General features: G+C 66.3%; 22 protein-coding genes. 17 read left to right on the top strand and 5 right to left on the bottom strand.

From position 1 onward, the window contains the following. Window positions 1-162 precede the first annotated feature (162 nt). The 6 genes from DQ353_RS12130 to DQ353_RS12105 all read left to right on the top strand — a co-directional run bounded on the left by DQ353_RS12130 (window position 163) and on the right by DQ353_RS12105 (window position 10277). Complete coding sequence (locus DQ353_RS12130; protein ID WP_113763006.1) at window positions 163-2391, top strand: polyribonucleotide nucleotidyltransferase; 2229 nt, start codon at window positions 163-165, stop codon at window positions 2389-2391. A 236-nt stretch (window positions 2392-2627) separates the two neighbouring features. Next, window positions 2628-4031 carry a M16 family metallopeptidase gene (locus tag DQ353_RS12125; protein WP_286166786.1) on the top strand — a complete coding sequence of 468 codons (1404 nt, stop codon included), beginning with the start codon at window positions 2628-2630 and terminating at the stop codon, window positions 4029-4031. Between the two features lie 252 nt (window positions 4032-4283). Continuing rightward, complete coding sequence (locus DQ353_RS12120) at window positions 4284-5801, top strand: alanine/glycine:cation symporter family protein (protein WP_113763005.1); 1518 nt, start codon at window positions 4284-4286, stop codon at window positions 5799-5801. A gap of 161 nt (window positions 5802-5962) precedes the next feature. Next, window positions 5963-6505, top strand: coding sequence for a PadR family transcriptional regulator (locus DQ353_RS12115; protein ID WP_113763004.1), 543 nt, complete (start codon window positions 5963-5965; stop codon window positions 6503-6505). A gap of 6 nt (window positions 6506-6511) precedes the next feature. Then, window positions 6512-8224: an ABC1 kinase family protein gene (locus DQ353_RS12110; protein ID WP_113763003.1), complete on the top strand. Its 1713-nt coding sequence runs from the start codon at window positions 6512-6514 to the stop codon at window positions 8222-8224. Between the two features lie 244 nt (window positions 8225-8468). Beyond that, the gene (locus DQ353_RS12105) at window positions 8469-10277 is read left to right on the top strand and encodes a hypothetical protein (RefSeq protein ID WP_113763002.1); all 1809 of its coding nucleotides are present in this window, start codon (window positions 8469-8471) and stop codon (window positions 10275-10277) included. 343 nt (window positions 10278-10620) lie between these two features. On the opposite strand, the gene DQ353_RS12100 is transcribed toward DQ353_RS12105, so the two are convergent. The 5 genes from DQ353_RS12100 to DQ353_RS12080 all read right to left on the bottom strand — a co-directional run bounded on the left by DQ353_RS12100 (window position 10621) and on the right by DQ353_RS12080 (window position 14466). After that, entirely contained in the window at window positions 10621-10914 is a 294-nt protein-coding gene (locus DQ353_RS12100) for a MoaD/ThiS family protein (protein ID WP_113763001.1), read from the bottom strand. Continuing rightward, the gene (moaA, locus tag DQ353_RS12095; protein WP_113763000.1) at window positions 10915-11973 is read right to left on the bottom strand and encodes a GTP 3',8-cyclase MoaA; all 1059 of its coding nucleotides are present in this window, start codon (window positions 11971-11973) and stop codon (window positions 10915-10917) included. Window positions 11974-12179: 206 nt separating this feature from the next. After that, on the bottom strand, window positions 12180-12410 hold the full coding sequence (locus DQ353_RS12090) for a lipoyl domain-containing protein (protein ID WP_113762999.1): 231 nt from the start codon (window positions 12408-12410) through the stop codon (window positions 12180-12182). Then, window positions 12407-13462, bottom strand: coding sequence for an alpha-ketoacid dehydrogenase subunit beta (locus DQ353_RS12085; RefSeq protein WP_113762998.1), 1056 nt, complete (start codon window positions 13460-13462; stop codon window positions 12407-12409). Before DQ353_RS12085 ends, DQ353_RS12090 begins: the two co-directional genes overlap by 4 nt. Continuing rightward, window positions 13459-14466: a thiamine pyrophosphate-dependent dehydrogenase E1 component subunit alpha gene (locus DQ353_RS12080; protein ID WP_113762997.1), complete on the bottom strand. Its 1008-nt coding sequence runs from the start codon at window positions 14464-14466 to the stop codon at window positions 13459-13461. Before DQ353_RS12080 ends, DQ353_RS12085 begins: the two co-directional genes overlap by 4 nt. A 308-nt stretch (window positions 14467-14774) precedes the next feature. Here DQ353_RS12080 and DQ353_RS12075 point away from each other — a divergent pair, with 308 nt between their 5' ends. From DQ353_RS12075 to DQ353_RS12020, 11 genes are all read left to right on the top strand, one after another. Then, on the top strand, window positions 14775-15248 hold the full coding sequence (locus tag DQ353_RS12075) for a hypothetical protein (protein ID WP_113762996.1): 474 nt from the start codon (window positions 14775-14777) through the stop codon (window positions 15246-15248). Between the two features lie 2 nt (window positions 15249-15250). After that, entirely contained in the window at window positions 15251-15463 is a 213-nt protein-coding gene (locus DQ353_RS12070; RefSeq protein WP_113762995.1) for a helix-turn-helix transcriptional regulator, read from the top strand. A 378-nt stretch (window positions 15464-15841) separates the two neighbouring features. Then, window positions 15842-16132 carry a HigA family addiction module antitoxin gene (locus DQ353_RS12065; RefSeq protein WP_286166793.1) on the top strand — a complete coding sequence of 97 codons (291 nt, stop codon included), beginning with the start codon at window positions 15842-15844 and terminating at the stop codon, window positions 16130-16132. Between the two features lie 406 nt (window positions 16133-16538). After that, window positions 16539-17087, top strand: a complete 549-nt coding sequence (locus DQ353_RS12055) for a dihydrofolate reductase family protein (protein ID WP_113762993.1) — start codon at window positions 16539-16541, stop codon at window positions 17085-17087. A 10-nt stretch (window positions 17088-17097) separates the two neighbouring features. Further along, entirely contained in the window at window positions 17098-18354 is a 1257-nt protein-coding gene (locus DQ353_RS12050) for a molybdopterin molybdotransferase MoeA (protein ID WP_113763035.1), read from the top strand. Then, window positions 18351-18899 carry a cyclic pyranopterin monophosphate synthase MoaC gene (moaC, locus tag DQ353_RS12045; protein ID WP_113762992.1) on the top strand — a complete coding sequence of 183 codons (549 nt, stop codon included), beginning with the start codon at window positions 18351-18353 and terminating at the stop codon, window positions 18897-18899. Before DQ353_RS12050 ends, moaC begins: the two co-directional genes overlap by 4 nt. Then, a complete protein-coding gene (locus DQ353_RS12040) occupies window positions 18896-19399 on the top strand; it encodes a MogA/MoaB family molybdenum cofactor biosynthesis protein (protein WP_113762991.1) in 504 nt (167 codons plus the stop codon). Before moaC ends, DQ353_RS12040 begins: the two co-directional genes overlap by 4 nt. Beyond that, entirely contained in the window at window positions 19386-19835 is a 450-nt protein-coding gene (locus tag DQ353_RS12035; RefSeq protein WP_113762990.1) for a molybdenum cofactor biosynthesis protein MoaE, read from the top strand. The genes DQ353_RS12040 and DQ353_RS12035 overlap by 14 nt, the downstream gene beginning before the upstream one ends. Window positions 19836-20048: 213 nt before the next feature. Beyond that, a complete protein-coding gene (locus DQ353_RS12030; RefSeq protein ID WP_113762989.1) occupies window positions 20049-20291 on the top strand; it encodes a DUF6953 family protein in 243 nt (80 codons plus the stop codon). Between the two features lie 216 nt (window positions 20292-20507). Beyond that, window positions 20508-21266, top strand: a complete 759-nt coding sequence (gene dapB / locus DQ353_RS12025) for a 4-hydroxy-tetrahydrodipicolinate reductase (RefSeq protein WP_113762988.1) — start codon at window positions 20508-20510, stop codon at window positions 21264-21266. Between the two features lie 6 nt (window positions 21267-21272). Continuing rightward, window positions 21273-21722 (top strand): tetratricopeptide repeat protein, encoded by a 450-nt coding sequence (locus DQ353_RS12020; RefSeq protein WP_113762987.1) that lies wholly within the window; start codon window positions 21273-21275, stop codon window positions 21720-21722. Window positions 21723-21875 lie beyond the last annotated feature (153 nt).

Below are 21875 nucleotides of genomic sequence, written 5' to 3'. Positions count from 1 at the left end.
GCGCACCTCGCGCACTCGACCCACCGGAAGACAATTGCGGTCCTCGGTAGTGGCTTTCGCTCTTCCATGAGAAGAGCGCGAGTCTCGATCGAAGACCAAATTGCACCGAATGTGTGGCTGGTTCGCCGTGTGCTGCGGATATTGATCGAAAGGACACGCCCCATGGAGGGTCCCGAAATTCAGTTCGCAGAGGCCGTGATCGACAACGGTCGGTACGGCAAGCGCGTTATCCGCTTCGAAACCGGCCGTTTGGCCCAGCAGGCTGCAGGTGCAGCCATGGTCTACATCGACGAAGAGACCGCACTGCTCTCGGCAACCACTGCCGGCAAGCACCCGCGTGAAGGCTTCGACTTCTTCCCGCTGACCGTGGACGTCGAGGAGCGCATGTACGCTGCCGGCCGCATCCCGGGCAGCTTCTTCCGCCGCGAAGGTCGCCCGTCGACCGAAGCCATCCTGGCTTGCCGCCTGATGGACCGCCCGCTGCGCCCGACCTTCGTCAAGGGCCTGCGCAACGAGGTCCAGATCGTGGTCACCGTTTTGGCGATCAACCCGGACGAGCTCTACGACGTGGTGGCCATCAACGCCTCCTCGATGTCGACCCAGCTCTCGGGCCTGCCGTTCTCCGGCCCGATCGGCGGCGTCCGCGTTGCCCTGGTTGACGACGGAAACGGTGCCCAGTGGGTTGCCTTCCCGAAGCACAGCCAGCTGGAAAACTCCGTCTTCAACATGGTCGTTGCCGGCCGCATCGCCGGCGACGACGTCGCCATCATGATGGTTGAAGCCGAAGCAACCGACAACGCTTGGACCCTCATCAAGGAACAGGGCCACACGGCCCCGACCGAAGAGGTTGTCGCCCAGGGCCTTGAGGCTGCAAAGCCGTTCATCAAGGCACTGTGCGAGGCACAGTCGGACCTGGCAGCACGCGCCGCCAAGCCGACCGTCGAGTTCCCGATCTTCCGCGACTTCGAAGACGATGCCTTCGCAGCCGTCGAAGCCAAGGCCGGCGCCAAGCTCGCCAAGATCTACCAGATCTCCGGCAAGCAGGAGCGCGACACCGCAGCCTCGACCTTCAAGGACGAGATCGTTGCCGAGCTCACCGCAGAGGGCACCGAGTTCGAGAAGCGCGCAGGCGAGATCTCCAAGGCCTTCGGTGCAGTCACCAAGCAGGTTGTGCGCCAGCGCATCCTGACCGACCAGATCCGCATGGACGGCCGCGGCCTGTCCGACATCCGCAAGCTCACCGCCGAGGTCGAGGTTCTTCCCCGCGTCCACGGTTCGGCGATCTTCGAGCGTGGCGAAACCCAGATCATGGGCGTCACCACCTTGAACATGCTCAAGATGGAACAGCAGATCGACTCGTTGTCGCCGGTGACGCGCAAGCGCTTCATGCACAACTACAACTTCCCGCCGTACTCGACCGGTGAAACCGGCCGCGTGGGTTCCCCCAAGCGCCGCGAAATCGGCCACGGTGCCCTGGCAGAACGCGCCATCCAGCCGGTGCTGCCGTCGCGCGAGGAATTCCCGTACGCCATCCGCCAGGTCTCCGAGGCATTGAGCTCCAACGGCTCGACCTCGATGGGCTCGGTTTGCGCCGCGACCCTGTCGCTGCTCAACGCCGGTGTTCCGCTGCGCGCTGCCGTTGCCGGCATCGCCATGGGCCTGGTCTCCGACGAAGTTGACGGCCAGACCCGCTACGCGGCCCTGACCGACATCCTCGGCGCCGAAGACGCCATGGGCGACATGGACTTCAAGGTTGCAGGTACCGCCGAGTTCATCACCGCCATCCAGCTTGACACCAAGCTTGACGGCATCCCGGCATCGGTCCTGGCAGCTGCGCTGACCCAGGCACGCGAAGCCCGTCTGCACATCCTCAATGTCCTGAACCAGGCCATTGACACCCCGGACGAGCTCTCCACCTACGCTCCGCGCATCATCTCGGTGAAGATCCCGGTTGACAAGATCGGCGAGGTCATCGGCCCGAAGGGCAAGATGATCAACCAGATCCAGGAAGATACCGGAGCGGATATCTCCATCGAGGACGACGGAACCGTCCTCATCGGCGCCACCAACGGGGAGTCGGCAGAAGCCGCACGCTCCGCAGTGAACGCCATCGCCAACCCGATGGTTCCCGAGGTTGGCGAACGCTACCTGGGCACCATCGTGAAGCTGACCACCTTCGGTGCGTTCGTTTCGCTGACCCCGGGCAAGGACGGCCTGCTGCACATCTCCGAGCTGCGCAAGCTCGCCGGTGGCAAGCGCGTCGACGATGTCGAAGACGTCGTCTCCGTTGGCCAGAAGCTCCAGGTCGAGATCACCAAGGTCGACGATCGCGGCAAGCTCTCGCTTGCCCCGGTTGTAGCCGAGGATGACCTCGTCGAGACTGCTGAGTAACCAGTCCCTGGTCTTCTAGGACAAGAATCCCGGCCCACCTTCACGGTGGGCCGGGATTTTCCTGTTAACGACCAAGGCCATGGGGGAGCGACGGTCAAGGCGGATGCCCAATTGGGAGTCCGCTCATAGTCCTGCGGCTTAACGGTGGCACTGTGGAAGAATGGATGAATGTGTTTCGCGTTTTTGAAGGCGCGATCCGCCCCTAAATTTTCTGTGCAAAGCAAAGGACATTCTCAGTGGTCATGATTCCCCTCCCGCTCAACGGCGTTGGAGTATCCCCTGCCAAGGCGGGGGAGCGCGGTGCCGCCGGCACTGCAGCCCCCATCGAGGCGGGAGACCCCACCATCATCCATGGGGAAGCCGGTGGCGCCCTGGTGCGCCGTTCCGTGCTTCCAGGTGGTGTTCGTGTGCTGACCGAGGCCATGCCGGGCCAGCGTTCGGCCACCATCGGCTTCTGGGTGGCCGTGGGTTCCCGCGACGAGCAGGACGGGCAACACGGCTCGACCCACTTCCTTGAACACCTTTTGTTCAAGGGCACCAAGCGCCGCACGGCGCTGGAGATCGCTTCCGCCTTTGACGAGGTGGGAGGCGAGTCGAACGCCGCCACGGCAAAGGAAAGCACCTGCTACTTCGCCCGCGTGCTGGACACCGACCTGCCCATGGCCATCGACGTCATTGCCGACATGGTCACCTCCGCGGTCATCGATCCCCATGAACTCGAGCAGGAACGCGACGTGATCCTCGAAGAGATCGCGATGGATGCCGACGATGCAGGGGATGTGGCGCACGAGCGCTTCGTCGAGGCCGTGCTCGGCGAACACGCACTGGGCCGCCCGATCGGCGGAACCCCCGAGGCCATCACCGGCATTGGCCGGGAGGCGGTCTGGGAGCACTACCAGCGCTTCTACACCCCCGACGAGCTGGTCATCACCGTGGCCGGATCCCTGGACCACGACGAGGTGTGCGAGCAGGTGCTCGCCGCGCTGCGCACCGCCGGCTGGAACCTGGAAGAAGGTGCCTCCCCGGTGCCGCGCCGCTCCACGGTCCCGGTGGAAATCACCGGCTCCGAGCGCATCGACGTGATCCGCCGACCCGTCGAGCAGGTCAACATCATCATGGGTTGCCCCGGCATCGTGGCCACCGACGAGCGCCGGCACGTGATGAGCGTGCTCAACGCGATCCTGGGCGGGGGCATGTCCTCCCGCCTGTTCCAGGAGATCCGCGAGAAGCGCGGGCTGGTGTACTCCACCTACTCGTTCTCCGCCGCATACTCCGATGCCGGTTACTTCGGCATGTATGCCGGGTGCGCCCCGGCCAAGACCGAGCGGGTCATCAAGTTGCTGGCATCCGAGCTGGAGAAGCTCGCCGAGCACGGCATCACCGACGAGGAACTGCGCAAGGCCGTCGGCCAGCTCTCCGGCGGCATGGTGCTGGCACTGGAAGACCCGGGGTCGCGCATGTCGCGCCTGGGCCGGGCCGAGCTGGTCACCGGGGTCTTCCACGACATCGACGAGTCCCTGGACCGCGTCAAGGCCGTCACCCCGGCACAGGTGCAGGAACTGGCGGCGCTGCTGGCGTCCCGCCCGCGCACCATCACCGTGGTTGGCCCGTTCGATTCCCCGGCCGACTTCGGGATGTAGCCACCGTCAAGACGCTTTGTCTGTAAAAGACCGTCCTTTTCCCTTTTCAGAGGGGAAAAGGGCGGTCTTTTCGTTGCACCAAAGACCTTTTGCACCGTTAATCGCACAAACCATACCGGTTGTCGTGGGTGGGCCGTCCGCGTTGTGCTCCTGCTCACCGACCGGCGGCCGATTCGAGTAGGATAGGTGCTTTGTGACGCTGATCACCGGCACAATACATCACTCGCACGAGAAGATATGGGAACCATACCTATGGAAGACCTTGCAACATTCTTCGGAGACATCAGTAGTGTCATCTGGGGACCGTTCATGCTTATCCCGCTGCTGCTGGGCACCGGGCTTTACCTGACCATCCGCCTGGGCGGACTCCAGTTCTTCAAGCTGGGCGTTGCCCTGCGACTGGGCCTGCTCAAGCGCAAGGACGCCGGCTCCGAAGGCGACATCTCGCAGTTCCAGGCCCTGACCACCGCGTTGGCCGCTACTGTCGGCACCGGCAACATCGTCGGCGTGGCCACGGCCATCGGCATCGGCGGCCCGGGCGCCCTGTTCTGGATGTGGGTCACCGGTCTGGTCGGCATGGCCGCCAAGTACTCGGAGGCCTACCTGGGTGTCCGCTTCCGCGGCACCGACACCGCGGGGGAGAAGTCCGGCGGTCCGCAGTACTACCTCGAACGCGGCATCAAGGGCCCGTTCGGCAAGTTCCTGGCGCTGTTCTTCGCCATTGCCGCAACCATCGCCTGCTTCGGCATCGGCAACATGACACAGGGCAACTCGATTGCCGCGAACCTGGAGAATTCCTTCAGCGTCCCGACCTGGGGAACCGGCGCCGTGCTGACCGTGCTTGCGATGATCGTCCTGGTGGGCGGCATCAAGTCCATCGGCAAGGTCACTGCCGGCTTCGTGCCGGTCATGATCGTCTTCTACGTCGGCGCTGCCATCTACATCCTGATTGCCAACGTCGGCCAGGTCCCGGCCGCCCTGGGCCAGATCTTCACCGAGGCCTTCACCGGCACCTCCGCGGTCGGCGGCTTCGCCGGCTCGGCCATCATCATCGCCGTGCAGTTCGGCGTGGCCCGCGGCATCTTCTCCAACGAATCGGGAATGGGCTCGGCTGCCATCGCTGCCGCCGCGGCACAGACCTCCCACCCGGTGCGCCAGGGCCTGGTCTCCATGACCCAGACCTTCATCGACACCATCATCGTGGTCACCTGCACCGGCCTGGTCATCATCACCACCGGCGCCTGGAACTACATCGACCCGGACACCGGCGAGCAGATCAAGGCCTCGCTGATGACCGGCCACGCCTTCACCTTCGGCCTGCCCGGCGAGTGGGGGCACTGGATTGTGACCATCGGCCTGGTCATGTTCGCCTTCTCCACCATCCTGGGCTGGTGCTACTACGGTGAGCGAAACATCGAGCGCCTGGTCGGACGCAAGGCGGTCATGCCGTTCCGCGTGGTCTTCTCGCTGGTGGTGTACGTGGGTTGCACCACCGAGCTGACCGCCGTGTGGAACTTCTCCGACATGATGAACGGCCTGATGGCGCTGCCGAACCTCATCGGCTTGCTGCTGCTCTCCGGCCTGATCGTGCGCGAAACCCGCTGGTACCTCAAGCACGACCCGAAGCTCGAAGCCAGCAAGGACGAGATCGAGGCGTTCATGAAGGACCGCGAGGGATGGGCCGAGTGGAAGTCCGGCGACGTGCGCGGCTCCAGCCACATGTCCCGCAAGGCCCGCCTGGCCATGGAAAGCGAGTCCAACCGCGTCTAGCGGAAACGAATCGCGAACACCAAAGAGGCGGCCCGGTTTCCAGGATTTCCTGGGAATCGGGCCGTTCTATTTTCCCTTGAAGGCCATTGCCATCCAAGGTTTCCCGGACGTATCGTTGAGTATCGCTATATATCGTTCGAGTTTTTCCGAAGGAGTTCGTGATGCACAATCAACACTCGGCCGGAGGGTTTCCCGGCAACAACTTCGATGGCGTGTGGCAGGCCATGGACGAGCTGCGCTCGCGCTTTGAAAAGCGCACGGGCACCCGTGCCGGGCGCGGCGAGGTCCGCGCCGCGGTCCTGGCCCTGCTCGCCGAGCAACCGATGCACGGCTACCAGATCATCAGGGAAATCGAGGAACGCAGCCACGGCAGCTGGAAGCCCAGCGCCGGATCGGTCTACCCCACGCTCCAACTGCTGGCGGACGAGGGCATCGTGAACACCGAGGAGTCCAACGGACGCAAGATCTACTCGCTGACCGAGGCCGGCCGCGAGGAAGTGGCCGAAGCCAAGGGATCTGTCCCCTGGGAGCAGGGCGGATCGGCCTCCGGCTCCGGGTTCGCCGCCCTGCCCAAGGCAGGGGTCGAGCTCGCCCAGGCGGCGGCCCAGGTGGGGCGCACCGGCTCCGCGGAGCAGGTGCAGGAGGCCGTGGCGGTGCTCGACGAGGCCCGCCGCAAGCTGTACTCGATCCTCGCCCAGGGCTGAGGCGCGGTGAGAGTGGTTCCCCGGGACCGTGCCGGCAAGGCGGGCGGGGCCGGGGACACCCGCGCCAGGTACCGCCGCATCCTGCGCTTCGCCGCGCGGCACTTGGCAGGGATCTGGTTCTTTGAGATCTTCCTGCCAAGGATCGGGCTGGACCGTGTCTCCGAGCGCACCCGCGCCAAGCGGATGCGCTCCTTCGCCCGGCGCTTCCACGCCCTGGCGCTGGAACTCGGCGGGCTGATGATCAAGGTGGGGCAGTTCATGTCCTCCCGGCTGGACGTGCTGCCGCCGGAAATCACCGAGGAGCTCGAGGGGTTGCAGGACGAGGTCCCGCCCGTGCCGTTTCCCCAGATCCGTGCCCTGGCCGAGAAGGAGCTGGGGGCTGTTCTCGAGGAGCGCTTCGCCTGGGTGGACGAGGAGCCGCTCGCCGCAGCATCCCTGGGGCAGGCGCACCGGGCCATGCTGCTGCCGGCGGATGCGGCGGACAGCGGACTGGACCAGGTGGTCATCAAGGTCCAGCGCCCGGGCATCGAGGAGATCGTCGAGGCGGATCTGGCGGCGTTGCGCAAGGTCGCCGGCTGGCTCAGCCGCGTGCGCATCGTGTCCGAGCGCGCGGACGCGCCGGCGCTGGTCGGGGAATTCGCCCGGACCAGCCTCCAGGAAATCGACTACCTGAACGAGGCTGCCAACGCCGAGCGTTTTGCCGTGGATTTCGGCGACGATTCACGAGTCGCCGTGCCCTTGGTCGCCTGGGAGCGGACCACCCGCCGCGTGCTGACCCTGCAGGATGTCACGGCCATCAAAGTCACCGACGCGCGTGCGCTTGCTGCCGCCGGCATCGACCCGGTGCTGGTGGCCCCGGTGTTCGCCTCGGTGATGTTCGACCAGCTGTTCACCAACGGCTACTTCCATGCCGACCCGCACCCGGGCAACATCTTCATCACCCCGGTCACCGACGGGGAAGCGGAACACCCGTGGAAGCTGACGTTCATCGACTTCGGAATGATGGGGGAAGTGCCCCCGGGCACGCGCAGCGGGCTGCGCAAGGCACTGATTTCCGCCGCCTCCCGCGACGGCAAGGGACTGGTCGGTGCGATCAGCGACGTGGGGGTGCTGGTCGCCTCCGCGGACACCGCCGGGCTGGAACGGGCCATGATGCAGCTCTTCGCGCGCTTTGGCGGGATGGGATTTGCCGAGCTGCGCGAGGTCGACCCGCGGGAGTTCCGCGCGTTCGCAGAGGAATTCGGGGACGTCATCCGGTCCCTGCCCTTCCAGCTGCCGGAGGACTTCTTGCTGATCATCCGCGCGATGTCGCTGACCTCAGGGGTGTGCAGCTCGCTGGATCCGGCCTTCAACCTGTGGGACTCGGTGGAGCCCTATGCCGCGCAGCTGGTGCGCGACGAGCGCGGAAACCTCGTCCAGGACGCCGCCCGGCAGGCACTGGAAGCGGCAGGACTTGCCCTGCGACTGCCCGGCCGCCTGGACCGGCTCGCCGCCCGGATCGAGGACGGCTCGCTGTCGGTGGCCAACCCGCGCCTCGAACGCCGGGTGGCGCGGTTGGAGCGCACCGGACGCAGGGCGGTCCATGCGGTCCTCTTCGGCGCACTGCTCATCGCCGGGGCGATCCTGCGGCCCGATGATGCGGTGCTGGGCAACGTGCTGATGATCGGTTCGGTGCTTCCGCTGCTGCACGGATGGTGGGCCGGGCGCCGCGGGCGCTGAGCAGCAGGCCGGGTGACAACGCACGATAGCCGGGAAACGGGGCAACAGCCGCCGAGGATCGGGGCAACATCGCTAGGCCCTGGCTGGACCCCGAGCGCCAGCAGCCCCGGAAAGCCTTGGCCCGAAGCCGTGGTCGGTCCTATGCTGGTGTTTCGGCAGGTCCATCGGCATCGGGGGCATCGTGAACCACCTGGCTGCAGTTCGAACATCTGGACTCAGGATGCGCGTTTCAACCTACGTTCGAATGGGCTCCGCCGAGCTCGGTGCCCTGCTCTTCCGTCCAGAGATGATCGAGAAATGGATCGGTCCCGGGGTGGTGTTGCCCTTCAGGCAGGGCGCATTGGCCACAGCGCCCGCTCCCGACAGTCCCCTGGCCCAGTACTTGGTCACCCAGGCGACCTATGCCGAGGGCGCATTCACCCTGACCGCCGATTGCGAGGCCAGCGGAACGAGCCTGACGATCCGGATAGCCCCCGCGCCGGACCCCGCCACGGCCGCCGAAAGGAGCGTCGTGAGGGTGACGGTCGGGCACATCCGCGGGGCAACGGGCGTCCGGTCTAGTCTGGCGTTCTGGCAGTCGGCCTTGAACAGGCTCGGTATGATCGTCCAGGCCATCCGGCGCCGGCGCAATTCACCCAAGCAAGCCCTGATCGTCATCCACGGCATAGGCGAGCAGCAGCCCGGGCAGACCCTCATGGAATTCGTCCGGGCGGTCTTCGGCGCCGAATCGAGCCAGACACCTCGCTGGGTGAAACCCGATGTCCTGTCGGACTCCTTCGAAACGCGAAAGGTCACGATCAAGGCTGCCGCCTCGCCACCAGGTGCAGCCGGCGGGGGAAGGCCTACGACCGATGTCTATGAGCTCTACTGGGCACACCTTGTCCGAGACACGACCCCCGGACAAGTGCTGGGGTGGATGAGGAACATCTTGTCACGCAAGCTCGCGGAAGTGCCAGAGCATCTGAGGCCCCACATACTCGTCGTACGAACGCTGATGGTCGGAGCCTTCCTGGCCGTCGGTTGGTTCTCCTTTGTCGCCGCCTTGCACCCCGGGCGCCCTGCCGGGATCCTGGCTGCTGGCGGGGTGGTTGCAGCGGCCATGGCATTGCTTGGGGTGGTCTTGAAACGGCTGATAAAACCCGGAACCAAGCTCCTGACAGGGCATCTGGGGGATGCCGCAAGATACTTCGAACCCAAGCCGGACAACGTCGCCCGTCGCCAGGAAATCCGCGAAGCCGGTGTTCGACTGCTCGAAAGAATGCATGAATCGGGCGAATACCAACGGATCGTCGTGGCGGCGCACAGCCTGGGCAGCGCCATCGCCTATGACATGCTCACTTTCGCCTGGAACCGCCTCCGTCAACAGCACGGCGACCCAGACCATGCGAGCTTTGGCGCTCTCGGTGCCGTGGAGTCGGCCCTGATGCCAAAGCGCGCCGAAGCGGCTGCTGCCCTCGCGCCTCGGGACCTTCAATACGCGGCGTGGCAGGAACACAGGACGAACAGCCAGCCATGGCTGGTGACTGACCTGGTGACGATGGGCTCGCCGCTGACCCACGCACATCTCCTCATGGCCCGCAGCAAGGACTCATTTTCGTCCATGAAGAAGGACAGGATACTCCCCACCTGCCCGCCGCAGGCAGAATTCACAGCGACCGGGCACCCCCGCATCAGCTATGCCCTGCCGGACCGCTCAATGGACGGGTCCTTCAGGGGCGGGTTTCTGGTCCCGAACCATGGTGCCCTCTTCGCCCTGACCCGCTGGACCAACTTGTACTTCCCCTTCCATGGGATTATTGGCGGCGATCCGGTGGGCGGGCCGCTGAAGGAGAATTTTGGTGACTGGATCGTGGACCGGCCGGTCCAAGCGCGAAAAGCCGGCTTCATGGGCTTTGCCCACACGCGGTATTGGGCAGTGGACGATCGTGATGGAGCCTACATCGGGAAACCTGGTGAGGATCACCTGGACTGCCTGCGCGAGGCACTGGATCTCTACTCGGCCAGCCGTTTGAGGGATCTCGCGGCCGCGCGGCCGGCTTTCACCTATCTTTGATGCGGAACGGTTGCGGCTATGTGTAGCGCAATCGGGTGGACGGGGTGTGCGTCCAATGAATCCCCCCAAAAAGTTAATTTTGGGTTAGGGCTCTCGCCCTGACTACACACCCCGTCCGGTCCTCATCATATTCCCTTTGGCGGGTGCGGGGGTAGCACACGAACCTATCTCGAGGTGCACCAAACAATGTCCCAGCCCTCAGGTGCGCTGCCCGTCAGGACGTTCGGGCACGAATTCCCGGCGAACCGCCACGCTGCACTCGTCGCGGCGAATCCAGGCACCTGCTGGGGCCCTTCGAGCCTCCGTCGAGCGGGCAATCCGCGAATCCGGGCCCGAGTGCACCCTATCCGCCGGCGAAGGGCGGGAGCACGTCGAGCTCGTCGCCGGGGTGCAGCACGCGTTTGCGGTCCTGTTCGCTGGTGCCGTTGACCAGGAAGCTGCAGCGGGCCAACACCGTGCCCAGCGAGGTGGTGCGGCGCAGCAACGGCCCGTCGGCCACCGGGGCGGATGCGGGGGTGCGGGCGGCCAGATGCTCGAGCACCGAGCCCAGGGTGGCCTCGGGCAGCTGAACCAGGTTGAGCCGTTCCTCGGTGATGCCAGCGGCCTGGGCGGCGGCGGCGAAGTAGCGAATGCGCAATTATCCTCCAATGGCGCTCATGGAGCGCTCCGATTGTACAAAGTCCTTCGAGCCGAGCCCGGCGTGGTCCATGCCGTGGGCCCGGGGCTTGCCCCACATTGCCGCGCGCCAGCGTTCGGCGATCGCCGCGTCGTCCGAGCCGTCGCGCAGCAGGGCGGACAGGTCGGTTTCCTCCTTGGAGAACAGGCAGCTCATGACCTTGCCCTCGGCGGTGATGCGGGTGCGCTTGCAGTCGGCGCAGAAGGGTTCGGAGACCGAGGCGATGATGCCCACCGCGCCCAGGACGGTGTCCGGGTCCTCGCGGGTGGAGACCAGGAAGCGTTCGGCCGGGGCCCCGTCGCGGGGCTTGGTGTCCGGGGAGAGATGGAAGCGGGTATCCAGGTAGGCGCGCAAATCCGCGGCAGTGACCATGTTGTCCTTGCGCCACACGTGGTCGGCATCCAGGGGCATCTGCTCGATGAAGCGCAGTTCCAGTCCGCGCTCCAGCGCCCAGGCCAAGAGCTCGGGGGCCTGTTCGTCGTTGATCCCGCGCATCAGCACCGCGTTGATTTTCACCGGTGCCAGGTTGGCGGCAAGCGCGGCGTCGATCCCGGCGAACACCGAATCGATGTGGTCGCGGCGGGTGAGCTTGGCAAAGGTCTCGGCGTGCAGGGTGTCCAGGGAGACGTTGATGCGGGTCAGCCCGGCCTCGGCGAGCGCGTCGGCCTTCTTGGCCAGCCCGACCCCGTTGGTGGTCAGGGAGACGGGCAGCTCCGGGTGCTCCTTGCGGACCGCGGCAATGATCTGGGCCAGGTCCACGCGGACCAGGGGTTCGCCGCCGGTGAGGCGCAGCTCGCGGATACCCAAATCGCGCACGCCGATGCGCACGATCCGGCTGATCTCTTCCAGGGTGAGCAGCTTGGACTTGGGCAGCCAGGCCAGTCCGTCGGCGGGCATGCAGTAGGTGCAGCGCAGGTTGCATTTGTCGATCAGCGAGATGCGCAGGTCCGTGGCCTGCCGGCCGAACTTGTCGCTGAGCCCGGGGGCGTCCGCCGGGGCCGGGGTCAGGATAGTGGGCATGGGCAGGCTGACGGTGTTCCGGGGTGTGTCTGTGTTCGTCGCCATATATCGAGGGTAGTTCACCTTGCCGGGCAATGCGCCCTTTGTGGCTTGGCCCTTGGCGGACATCGTGGCATCGGGGGAGTGGCAGCCGGAGCGGAAGCCAGTGGTGGCCCCGCTCCGGCCGATCGCTTGAACCGGCGGCCTTTGCCTGTTCCCGCTCCGGGCTATTCGATCCGCCCGATCACCGCGCCCTGCATGACCGCTTCCTCCTCGGGCACCAGCACCCTGAGCACACCGGCGTCTTCGGCCTTGATTTCCCTGTCCACCTTGTCCATCGCAATCTCGGCGATCAGGTCCCCGACCTCCACCTGCTCGCCGTCCTCGAAGAACCAGGTGACAATGACGCCCTTGGCCTCGGCATCCTCGGTCATCACGGGGAACAGGATCTGGCTCATCCCGCCACCGCCTTGCGCACTGCCGCCTCGATGCGGGCCGGGGTGGGCAGCACCGCATACTCAAGGCCCGAGGCGTACGGGATCGGGACGTCGGGGACCGCGACGCGCGAGACGTGCTTGAGCCCGCCGGGCAGCGCCTCGGCCACCGTGGCGATGACCTCGCCGCTGAGGCCGAAGGACTGGTAGTCCTCGTCCACCACGACCAGCCGCCCCGTCTTGCCGACGGAGGCCACGATCGCCTCGCGGTCCAGCGGCACCACGGAGCGCAGGTCGATGACCTCCACATCGATCCCCTCGCTGGCGAGCTTCTCGGCGACGTCCAGGGAATGGTGGACCGAGAGCGAGAGCGTCACGATGCTCACGTCGGTTCCCTCCCGGGCCACCCGGGCCTTGCCGATCGGCACCTCGTAGGCGTCGGTGGGCACCGCGCCGATCGAGCGCGGGTTCTTCTTCATCCATCCCAGTCCCATGATTCCCTTGTGGAACAGGTAGATCACCGGGTCATCCGAGCGGATGGCTGCGGTCATCAGCCCCTTGGCATCGTAGGGATTCGACGGGACGACGACCTTCATGCCGGGCAGGTGGGCGAAGGTACCCCAGAGGCACTGCGAGTGCTGGGCCCCGTCGGAATACCCGCCGCCGGCCGCGGACATCAACACCATCGGCACCCTCACATTGCCGCCGGATTCGTAGTGGATCTTGGCCATGTGGTTGTAGATCTGGTCCATGCAGACCCCGAAGAAATCGACGAACATCAGCTCGACCACCGGCCGCATGCCCTCGACCGCGGCACCGATGCCCAGGCCGATGAAGGCGGTTTCCGAGATCGGGGTGTCGATCACCCGTTCGGGGCCGAACTCGTCGAGCAGCCCGGTGGTCGAGGAGAAGATGCCGCCGTAGGGCCCGACGTCCTCGCCCATCACGAAGACCTTCTCGTCGATATGCATCTGTTGGGTGATGGCCTCGGTGATGGCCTTCGCGGTGGAGAGCTTGCGGCGGCCCGCCTCGGGCTCGAGCGGCAACTGAATTTGTGTCGTGGGCGCGGTGCTCATGACTGTGCTCCTTCGGTGAATACGTACTTCAAGGCGTCGGCGGGATCGGGCAGGGGAGATGACTTCGCGAAGGCGATCGCGTCTTCGACCTTGGTGGAGGCCGCGGCCCCCATCTCGGTGAAGGCGGCGCCGTCGAGGATTCCGGCGTCGGTGAGGTGCTTTTGGTAGGTGGGGATCGGGTCGCGCCCCGGCACGCCCTCCAGGTCGCCGCGGTAGCCCTGGGCATCGCCCTCGAAGTGGCCCCACAAGCGCAGGGTGTGCACCTCGATCAGGCTTGGTCCCTCGCCGGCCCGGGCCCGGCGGACCGCCTCGCCAACCGCAGCCCAGATATCCTCGACGGCGTTGTCCTCCACGCGGGTTCCCGGGATCCCGTAGGCGGCGGCGCGGACCGCGTTGGAGGGCACCGAGGTCGAGGCCGAACGCGGGACCGAGATTCCCCAGTCGTTGTCCTCGATCACGAAGATGACCGGCAACTTCCATAAAGCCGCGAGGTTCAGCGCCTCGTGGAACGCGCCCTGGTTCGCGGCTCCCTCCCCGGCCACGGCGACAGCAACCCGGTCGGTTCCGGCGCGCTGGAAGGCAAAGGCCTGCCCGAGCGCCGGCGGCAACCCCTCGGCGACGATCCCGGAGCAGGAGAAATGGACCTTGGGATCAAAGAGGTGCATGTGCCCGCCGCGGCCCCGGCCCAGCCCGGTCTCCCGTCCGAAGATTTCCGCGGCCATCTTGCGCATGTCCACGCCGTGGGCGATGGCCAGGTGGTGCGGGCGGTGGGTTGCGGTCATTGCGTCACCAAGGGACAGATGTGCGCCGATCCCAGCCGCGACAGGTTCCTGGCCGGCCGCCAGGTGCATCTCGCCGGGCACCAGCCCGGCCCCGATGTCGAAGCCCGGCGACTTGTCGGCATGGTATTCGCGCAAGATCGCTTCCTCGAAGGTGCGGATCAGCACCATCATGCGCAATAGATCGAGTTTGTCCGTTGCGGACAGAACAGATTGAACCGTCATGGCTCTTCTCCTGCTTTCAGCGGTGCGCCCGGTTGACGCCAACCGTGATGGCCCCATGGTAGGCACGGGGGCATGGGCCGGGGAAGGGTTGGTGGCATCGGTTCTGCGCGGACACCGCGGGATCAGTCCTCGCTGTTCAACGTTTTCGCGGGTCCGCCGTCATGGAAGTCGCCGGTGACCTGAGCCCACTGCCCGGGGCACGTTCATCGACGCCCGCAGAATGCGACGGGGACGAGGGGTTGCGTAAAACAAGCTTTACATGTCAAGCTTGTTTTACAAGTCAAGCACGCTTTACACAAGGAGTGTCCATGGGCGTTGAACCCAGAACCGACAGCCGCACGCGTTGGGGCCGCATCCGCTTCGCCGGCGGCCGCCTTCCAGCCATGGGCGTCGCCATCCCGATCGGGTTGCTGCTGGCCGTCGGCGTCGGTGCAATCACCCTCTGGACAGGAGTAGCTCAAGGCGAGCATGCCCTGCCCGTCGCCGGAGTGTTCGCCCTGGTGATGTCCTGGGGGCTGGTGGGCCTGGTCTGGGCGATCGTTGTCGACCGGTCGAGCCTCCGGGGAGCGATCGACAAACCGGACGAATCGATCGAGTCAACATGGCTGGACGCCGCCATGGCCGGCGCATTCCGCGACACCATCATGCTGACCGGCCTGGTCCTGGCGATCCTCTCCATCACGGGGTTCGAGCTCGACGTTCTCTGGGCACTCATCGGGGTCATCGTGGTCGGCTTCTTCAGCACCTTCGTGCGCTACCTCATGGCGAAGAAGCGTGGCTGAGGGTGAAAAACTCGCTTCCCGAACGCCGGCAGGAGCGTGGCTGGTCCCAGCAGCGCCTCGCCGATGAGCTCGGCGTCTCCCGGCAAACAGTCATCTCCATCGAGCGCGGCCGGTTCGACCCGTCCTTGCCGCTGGCATTCCGTTTGGCCGGGGTTTTTGCGTGCAGGATCGACGAACTCTTTGACCCCGAGGAGGAAGGCGCGCAGCCCAGCTGAGGCCCAGGGTCTCGCCGCAGGCGGCTGCCGGCCACTGATCCGGTGAGAAGGGATTGGACTTGAACTCGTTGGGAGTGGGCCGGGATTCTGTGGGGTTCCGGTGCAACGCGACGTCTGGCCCATTGGAGCACGGCGTTACACACTGGGGGTGTGCTTGGATTCCTCGCCGGCCATGAGGCCGAGTGCGTCTGACGTGGTGGACCGGTGAAGCGGTTTGATCCGCGAATTCAGCAGATGGCGAACCGCAAGCTCTGTCAGTTGGATGCTGCGACAACACTGGATACGTTGCGCGTACCGCGGGGGAATCGTGCGGAACCGACGACGTGCAGTTCGTGGGCTGGCACTGGGGAAGATGATGGTCGAGAAACTTTACCCACGATCCACCCGGGGGAGGTCCCTGCAGCGGACTTCATCCAGGGGTTCGGGATCACCCGGAACAAGCTTGCGGTGTCCGTTGGTGTGCCCCCGGCGTCGAATCAACGAGATCGTGTCAGCGAGATCGTGCGCGGCAAGCGCGGCACCACGGCCGATACAGCACTCCGTCTCGCACGGTATCTTGGTGCTTCGGAAGAATTCTGGATGAATCTGCAGTCCAACTACGAGCTGCGGCTCAAGCGCCGGACCCTGCGCGACACTGTCGCAGCAGTCACGCCGTTGAAGGATGCCTGACCGGGCGTTCCCGTCGACTGGTCCGGAAGGTCGCGGCCTGCCGCGTTCACGATCGCGTGGCCGGCGATGAGAATGTCGAGCGAGCCGGCCGCGCGGACGAGGCCCGAACTCCTCCGGGCGGCCCAGGAAATGGTTGACGGAAGTGTGAATCGGCCCGCAGCGTCCGTATGGCGACATCGGCACTCCCGGTGCGAGGTGGGGCTGCCTCGATAACCGTTTCCCGAGGTCGGGATGGGGCCTACACTGGCTGCATCAAACGGCCGGCGCGTACGTCGCCGGTGAATCCAACGGGTGGGAAGAATCGCCTCATGGGTGAGCTGCACGTGAACATGCACATCACGATGGACGGGGTGATCCAGGCCAATGGCGGTCCAAGCGACCAGGACGGGGGATTCGAGTACCCGGGATGGGAAACCCCTACCGGACGGCTGCGGCCGGTGCCCAGATCATTGCCGACGTGCAGGAATCCGATGCCCTATTGCTGGGCCGGACCACCTATGGGTTCTTTGCCGGCTATTGGCCGGGGAAGACCGACGAGATCGGGGTCGCCTTTGATGCGGTGCCCAAATACCTGGCTTCCCGCGGCACGCCGGAGCCCACGTGGGAAAACACCACTCAGCTCGTGGATGCCGCCGCAGCACTGCCGGCCCTGCTGGCGGCCCACCGGCAGATCCATACCTGGGGAAGCGCGGACCTGTTGCAGTCGCTGTTCAAGGCAAGACTGGTGGACCAGCTGAACCTGTGGGTCTATCCGGTGGTGCTGGGCACGGGGAAGAAGCTCTTCCCCCCACGGTGTGGAAGCCAGCCGCTTCGAGATGGTGGAAGCACCGCGAAGTTCTGGCACAGCGGTCATGCTGGTGCGCTACAAGTGCCTGAAGCAACCCCCGGGCAGCGACGCATAGTCCGCCAACGCGTCCCGGCCGCCAACAGGCGCCCTATGCAGGTTGCGGCCTAGGATGGATGCCATGACCTCTCCCTTCCGCCGCAGTGTCACCGAGCACCGGGCCGGCATCAAGGACCTTGTCGACAAGGCCTTCGGCGACCCGGGCACCGAGACCCTTGTCCTGGACCGTGCCCTGGGCCGGACGCTGGCCGCCCCGGTCACGGCCCCGCGCTCGCTGCCGCCCTGGGACAACTCGCAGATGGACGGGTACGCGGTGAGCACCGCGGACCTCGGAGCCGAGCCACTGCGCGTGGTGGCACCTATTGCCGCGGGAATCGCGGCACCGGCACTGGAACCCGGCACTGCAGCACCGATCATGACAGGTGCCCCGGTCCCGGCCGGAGCCAACACCGTAATCCCCATCGAGGCTGCCGATCCCCACAGGTTCCCCACCGAAGCAGAGACGGCCTCCGGCTTCCGCGTCCGGCTGCCGGCCATCGCCGAGCCCGGCAGCTACATCCGCACCACCGGCAGCGACATCGCCGCCGGGGACCCGGTGCTTGCCGCCGGCACCCTGCTGGGGCCCACGTCCATGGGGCTGCTTGCAGGCCTGGGGATCAGCGAGGTTGCGGTGCTCCGGCGCCCGGAGGTGCTGCTGCTTTCCACCGGGGACGAACTGGTGGCACCGGGAGGGGAGCTTGCACCCGGGCAGATCCACGACGCCAACACCACGATGCTGGCCACCGCACTGGAAGCCGCGGGATGCGCCGTGACCACCGTGGGGGTCCTTGACGATTCCCCCGAAAGCTTCATGGCCTCGTTGGGCCAGGCGCTGGACGCCGGCGAGCGCTCCTACGGGTTGGTGCTCAGCAGCGGGGGGATCTCCATGGGCGCCTTTGACGTGGTCAAGGAAGTGCTGGGAACCCACGGCATCGAATTCGGCTCGGTGGCCATGCAACCGGGAGGGCCGCAGGGAGCAGGAACCCTGGGGCTGCCCGGACACGCACCTGTGCCATTCATTGCCTTCCCCGGCAACCCGGTCAGCGCGTTTGTCAGCTACGAGATGTTCCTGCGCCCCGCGCTCGCCGAACTCCTGGGGCTGCCCGCGCGCCAGCAACTCCTGGCAACGCTCACCGAAGAGGTGACCTCCATGCCCCACAAGGTCCAGGTCCGCCGCGGCAGTTATTCCGGCGGCGTCTTCACCCCGTTGGGAGGGGCCTCCTCGCACCTGCTCGCGGCCCTGGCAGCCAGCAACTCGTTCATCCTCATCGATGAGGACACCACCGTCCTGCCCGCCGGAAGCCCGGTGCAGGTATTGATCATTGGAGATGGCTCATGAGCCCAGACACCACACCGGAATCCGGTTCCGAACCCGGCAAACTCTCGCACGTGCGCGCAGACGGGAGCGCCCACATGGTCGATGTCAGCGCCAAAGCCGAAACCAGCCGCGAGGCCACAGCCGAGGCCTGGGTCCGCACCACGGAAGAGGTCATGGCCCTGGTTGCCTCCTCCGGGATGCCCAAGGGGGATGCGCTCGCCGTGGCCCGCATCGCCGGGATCATGGGGGCCAAGAAGACCAGTGAGCTGATCCCGCTGTGCCACCCGCTGCCGATCTCCAAGGTCACCGTCGATTTCGAGCTGGACACCGCGGATTCCGTGCGCATCCTGGCCACCGTGAAGACCCGCGGGGTCACCGGGGTGGAAATGGAGGCGCTGACCGCCGTGTCCACCGCCGCACTGGCCCTGTATGACATGATCAAGGCCGTCGACAAGCACGCTTGCATCACCGACATGCGCGTGCTGTCCAAATCGGGCGGCAAGTCCGGTTCCTGGAACATCGCCCCGCAACAACACCCGAACCCCGAAGGAGAAATACGCGCATGAGCGCCTGTGAACCACTGGGAGCCCCCCGCAAGGCTGCCATCTTGATCTCTTCCACCCGTGCCGCGCTGGGCATCTACGAGGATGCCAGCGCCCCGGTCATCGCCGACTGGCTGCAGGAACAGAACTTCGACGTCATCCCCGCGGTCATCGTGCCCGACGGCCCGGCCGTGGGCGCGGCCCTGCAGGGCCTGCTGATGGCCAAGCCCAGTGTCATCATCACCTCCGGCGGGACCGGGCTGAGCGCCGACGACGTGACCCCGGAACAGACCGAGCCGCTGCTGGACCGCACAGTGCCCGGGATCATGGAGGCGTTGCGCGCCGCCGGGCTGCAGAAGACGCCGATGGCTTCGCTCAGTCGCGGGCATGCGGGCATCGCGGGGGAGACCTTCATCGTGAACCTGCCCGGGTCCCCGTCCGGTGTCATGGACGGGCTTACCGTCCTTGGCCCCATCCTGGCCCACATCTGCGAGCAGCTCGAGGGAAGCCATGCCCACCACTAGCAGCACGCCGGCTCCCGGCGAGGTCGTCTTTGCCGGGATCAGCGACACCCCGATCGATTCGGCGACAGCCTGGGACGCGGTGGAATCGGCGCACACCGGCGCGGTGGTGGGCTTCGGCGGGATCGTGCGGAACCACGATTCCGGGCGCGAGGTGCTGCGGCTGACCTACAGCGCACACCCCAGCGCACCGGCGCGCATGGCCGAACTGGTGGCCGAGGTCGCCGCCCGGCACCCCGGCACCCGGCTCTGGGCCGCCCACCGGGTGGGGGAGCTGCACATCGGCGACTCGGCCCTGGTGGCCGCGGCTGCCTCGGCCCACCGCGGCCCGGCGTTCGAGGCCTGCCGGGACCTGGTGGAGACCGTCAAGGCCCACGTGCCGGTGTGGAAGGAACAGTTCTTCGCCGACGGCGAGGTCGAATGGGTAGGCAGCGCCTAAAGCTTGCAGGGGCAAGCAGCCTGGCCACCGGCAAGAACAAGCCAACCTATCGCCCGGCGCCGGTCTCCGGCACGGCGTGTCACCGACACCGCAGTGGATGGACCCGCCTGTCGTCTTCCGAGCCCTGGGAATTCCCGATGGGTGGGGGCGGTGAAGACGGTTCCCCACGGGGCGCGTTGTTTGGTGCGCCCTGCGCACCAGTACCCTTGGTAGATGACCAATGCACCAGAAATTGCCCAGTGGATCCTTGATGCGATTCACGAAGAGAAGACCGTCCACCAGGAAGCCCTCGTGCCACGCATTGCGGAGGCCTTCGGCGACGAGTGGGTCTACACCCACGAAAACGGGCACCCGGCCATCAACCGCGACGTCCTGAAGTCCTTGCGCAAATTGCGTGATGCCTCGGTGGGGTGGAACCGCGAGGAACGCTGCTGGTACATCATCGACGCCAGCTAGAACCACCGATGGGCCGCCGGAATCGGTATTTTCCGGCGGCCTTTTTGCTGCCCCTTTTATTCCTCGGCCGCCGCCGATGGCGGGATGCGGCAACGCTGCCGCAGGCCAGCGGATATTTCGACGAGCCCGGGCAGCAGCCGGGGTCCCATCGGAACCCGACGCGGGCCACCCGTCACCGACGCCGAGCCGGCGAAAATTCCCGATAGGCTTGAACCCATGAGTGCACCACTGAAAGTCGCCGTAATCGGCGCAGCGGGACGAATGGGGGCCGAGGCCGTCAAGGCCGTCAATGCGGCCGCGGACATGGAACTGGTGGCCGCGCTGGGTCGCGGGGATTCCCTGGAGACCCTGTTGGATTCCGGGGCCACCCACGTGGTGGACCTGTCCGTCCCGGCAAGCACCGAGGCCAACGTGCGCTTCGCCGTCGAGCACGGCATCCACGCCGTGGTGGGAACCACCGGCTGGGACGACGCCAAGCGCGAGTCCCTCACCACGCTGCTGGCCGAACACCCCGAAACCGGTGTGCTCATCGCCCCGAACTTCGCCCTGGGTTCGGTGCTGGCCAGCGCCTTTGCCGCCACCGCGGCACGCTACTTCGAGTCGGTGGAAATCATCGAACTGCACCACCCGAACAAGGTCGATGCCCCCTCGGGCACCGCCGTGCGCACCGCCGAGCTGATTGCCGCAGAGCGCGCAGCCGCCGGCGTGCCGGCGGGCCCGGACGCCACCGAGACGCAGATCGACGGCGCCCGCGGCGCGGTGGTCGACGGGATCCACGTGCACTCGGTGCGCCTGCGCGGCCTGGTCGCCCACCAGGAGGTCCTGCTCGGCGGGGAGGGCGAGCAGCTCACGCTGCGCCACGATTCCTACGACCGCGCCTCCTTCATGCCCGGGGTGCTGCTGGGCCTGCGCACCGTGGCCTCGCGCCCGGGGCTGACCTACGGCCTTGACGGCTACCTCGAGTTGGGACGCTAGACGCGCATGAAAACCAAGATCTGGGTCGGCGCCATCCTGCTGCTCTTCGTGTTCTACCTGGTCGCCGCATTCGGTTCGGCGGTCCGCTTCATCACCGCCGAGGAGCCGATCGCCAAGGTCATCGGCGTTGCCGCCCTGGTCATTCCGCTGGTCGGGGTGTGGATCCTGATCCGCGAGGTGCTCTTCGGTTCACGCACCCAAAAGATGGCCTCGATCCTGGCTTCCGAGGGCCTGCTGCCCGAGGACAACCTGCCCCGCACGCCTTCGGGGCGCATCGTCAAGGCCGCGGCCGACGAGGACTTCGTGCAGTACAAAGAAGAGGTCGAGGCAAACCCCGAGTCGTGGAAGTCCTGGCACCGCCTGGCACTGGCCTACGACGCCGCCGGGGACCGCCGCCGGGCCCGCGAGTCCATGCGCAAGGCCATCGGGTTGTATCTGGCCGCGGGCAAGCAGTAACGGCCAAGGCCTGAGTGATGTCCCCTCGAACGGTTCGCAAGAACCGCTCGAGGGGACATTTTTCTTTGCCGGGGCTCCATGCAATGCACCTGGCCCGGCAAGTAACGGAAGGCGGCAGTACGCACGGTGCAGGCCGTTCGTGGCGTTGAAGTC

This window comes from Arthrobacter sp. AQ5-05 (assembly GCF_003287975.1).
GTDB lineage: Bacteria > Actinomycetota > Actinomycetes > Actinomycetales > Micrococcaceae > Paeniglutamicibacter.
This window is presented reverse-complemented; position numbering and strand designations above follow the sequence as displayed.

Bases quoted from the DNA above. Each gene is read 5' to 3' on its own strand.
- DQ353_RS12130 (WP_113763006.1), top strand. From the start codon at position 163: ATGGAGGGTCCCGAAATTCAGTTCGCAGAGGCCGTGATCGACAACGGT.
- DQ353_RS12120 (WP_113763005.1), top strand. From the start codon at position 4,284: ATGGAAGACCTTGCAACATTCTTCGGAGACATCAGTAGTGTCATCTGG.
- DQ353_RS12115 (WP_113763004.1), top strand. From the start codon at position 5,963: ATGCACAATCAACACTCGGCCGGAGGGTTTCCCGGCAACAACTTCGAT.
- DQ353_RS12105 (WP_113763002.1), top strand. From the start codon at position 8,469: ATGGGCTCCGCCGAGCTCGGTGCCCTGCTCTTCCGTCCAGAGATGATC.
- moaA (WP_113763000.1), bottom strand. From the start codon at position 11,973: ATGCCCACTATCCTGACCCCGGCCCCGGCGGACGCCCCCGGGCTCAGC.
- DQ353_RS12090 (WP_113762999.1), bottom strand. From the start codon at position 12,410: ATGAGCCAGATCCTGTTCCCCGTGATGACCGAGGATGCCGAGGCCAAG.
- DQ353_RS12085 (WP_113762998.1), bottom strand. From the start codon at position 13,462: ATGAGCACCGCGCCCACGACACAAATTCAGTTGCCGCTCGAGCCCGAG.
- DQ353_RS12080 (WP_113762997.1), bottom strand. From the start codon at position 14,466: ATGACGGTTCAATCTGTTCTGTCCGCAACGGACAAACTCGATCTATTG.
- DQ353_RS12075 (WP_113762996.1), top strand. From the start codon at position 14,775: ATGGGCGTTGAACCCAGAACCGACAGCCGCACGCGTTGGGGCCGCATC.
- DQ353_RS12055 (WP_113762993.1), top strand. From the start codon at position 16,539: ATGGGAAACCCCTACCGGACGGCTGCGGCCGGTGCCCAGATCATTGCC.
- DQ353_RS12050 (WP_113763035.1), top strand. From the start codon at position 17,098: ATGACCTCTCCCTTCCGCCGCAGTGTCACCGAGCACCGGGCCGGCATC.
- moaC (WP_113762992.1), top strand. From the start codon at position 18,351: ATGAGCCCAGACACCACACCGGAATCCGGTTCCGAACCCGGCAAACTC.
- DQ353_RS12040 (WP_113762991.1), top strand. From the start codon at position 18,896: ATGAGCGCCTGTGAACCACTGGGAGCCCCCCGCAAGGCTGCCATCTTG.
- DQ353_RS12035 (WP_113762990.1), top strand. From the start codon at position 19,386: ATGCCCACCACTAGCAGCACGCCGGCTCCCGGCGAGGTCGTCTTTGCC.
- DQ353_RS12030 (WP_113762989.1), top strand. From the start codon at position 20,049: ATGACCAATGCACCAGAAATTGCCCAGTGGATCCTTGATGCGATTCAC.
- dapB (WP_113762988.1), top strand. From the start codon at position 20,508: ATGAGTGCACCACTGAAAGTCGCCGTAATCGGCGCAGCGGGACGAATG.
- DQ353_RS12020 (WP_113762987.1), top strand. From the start codon at position 21,273: ATGAAAACCAAGATCTGGGTCGGCGCCATCCTGCTGCTCTTCGTGTTC.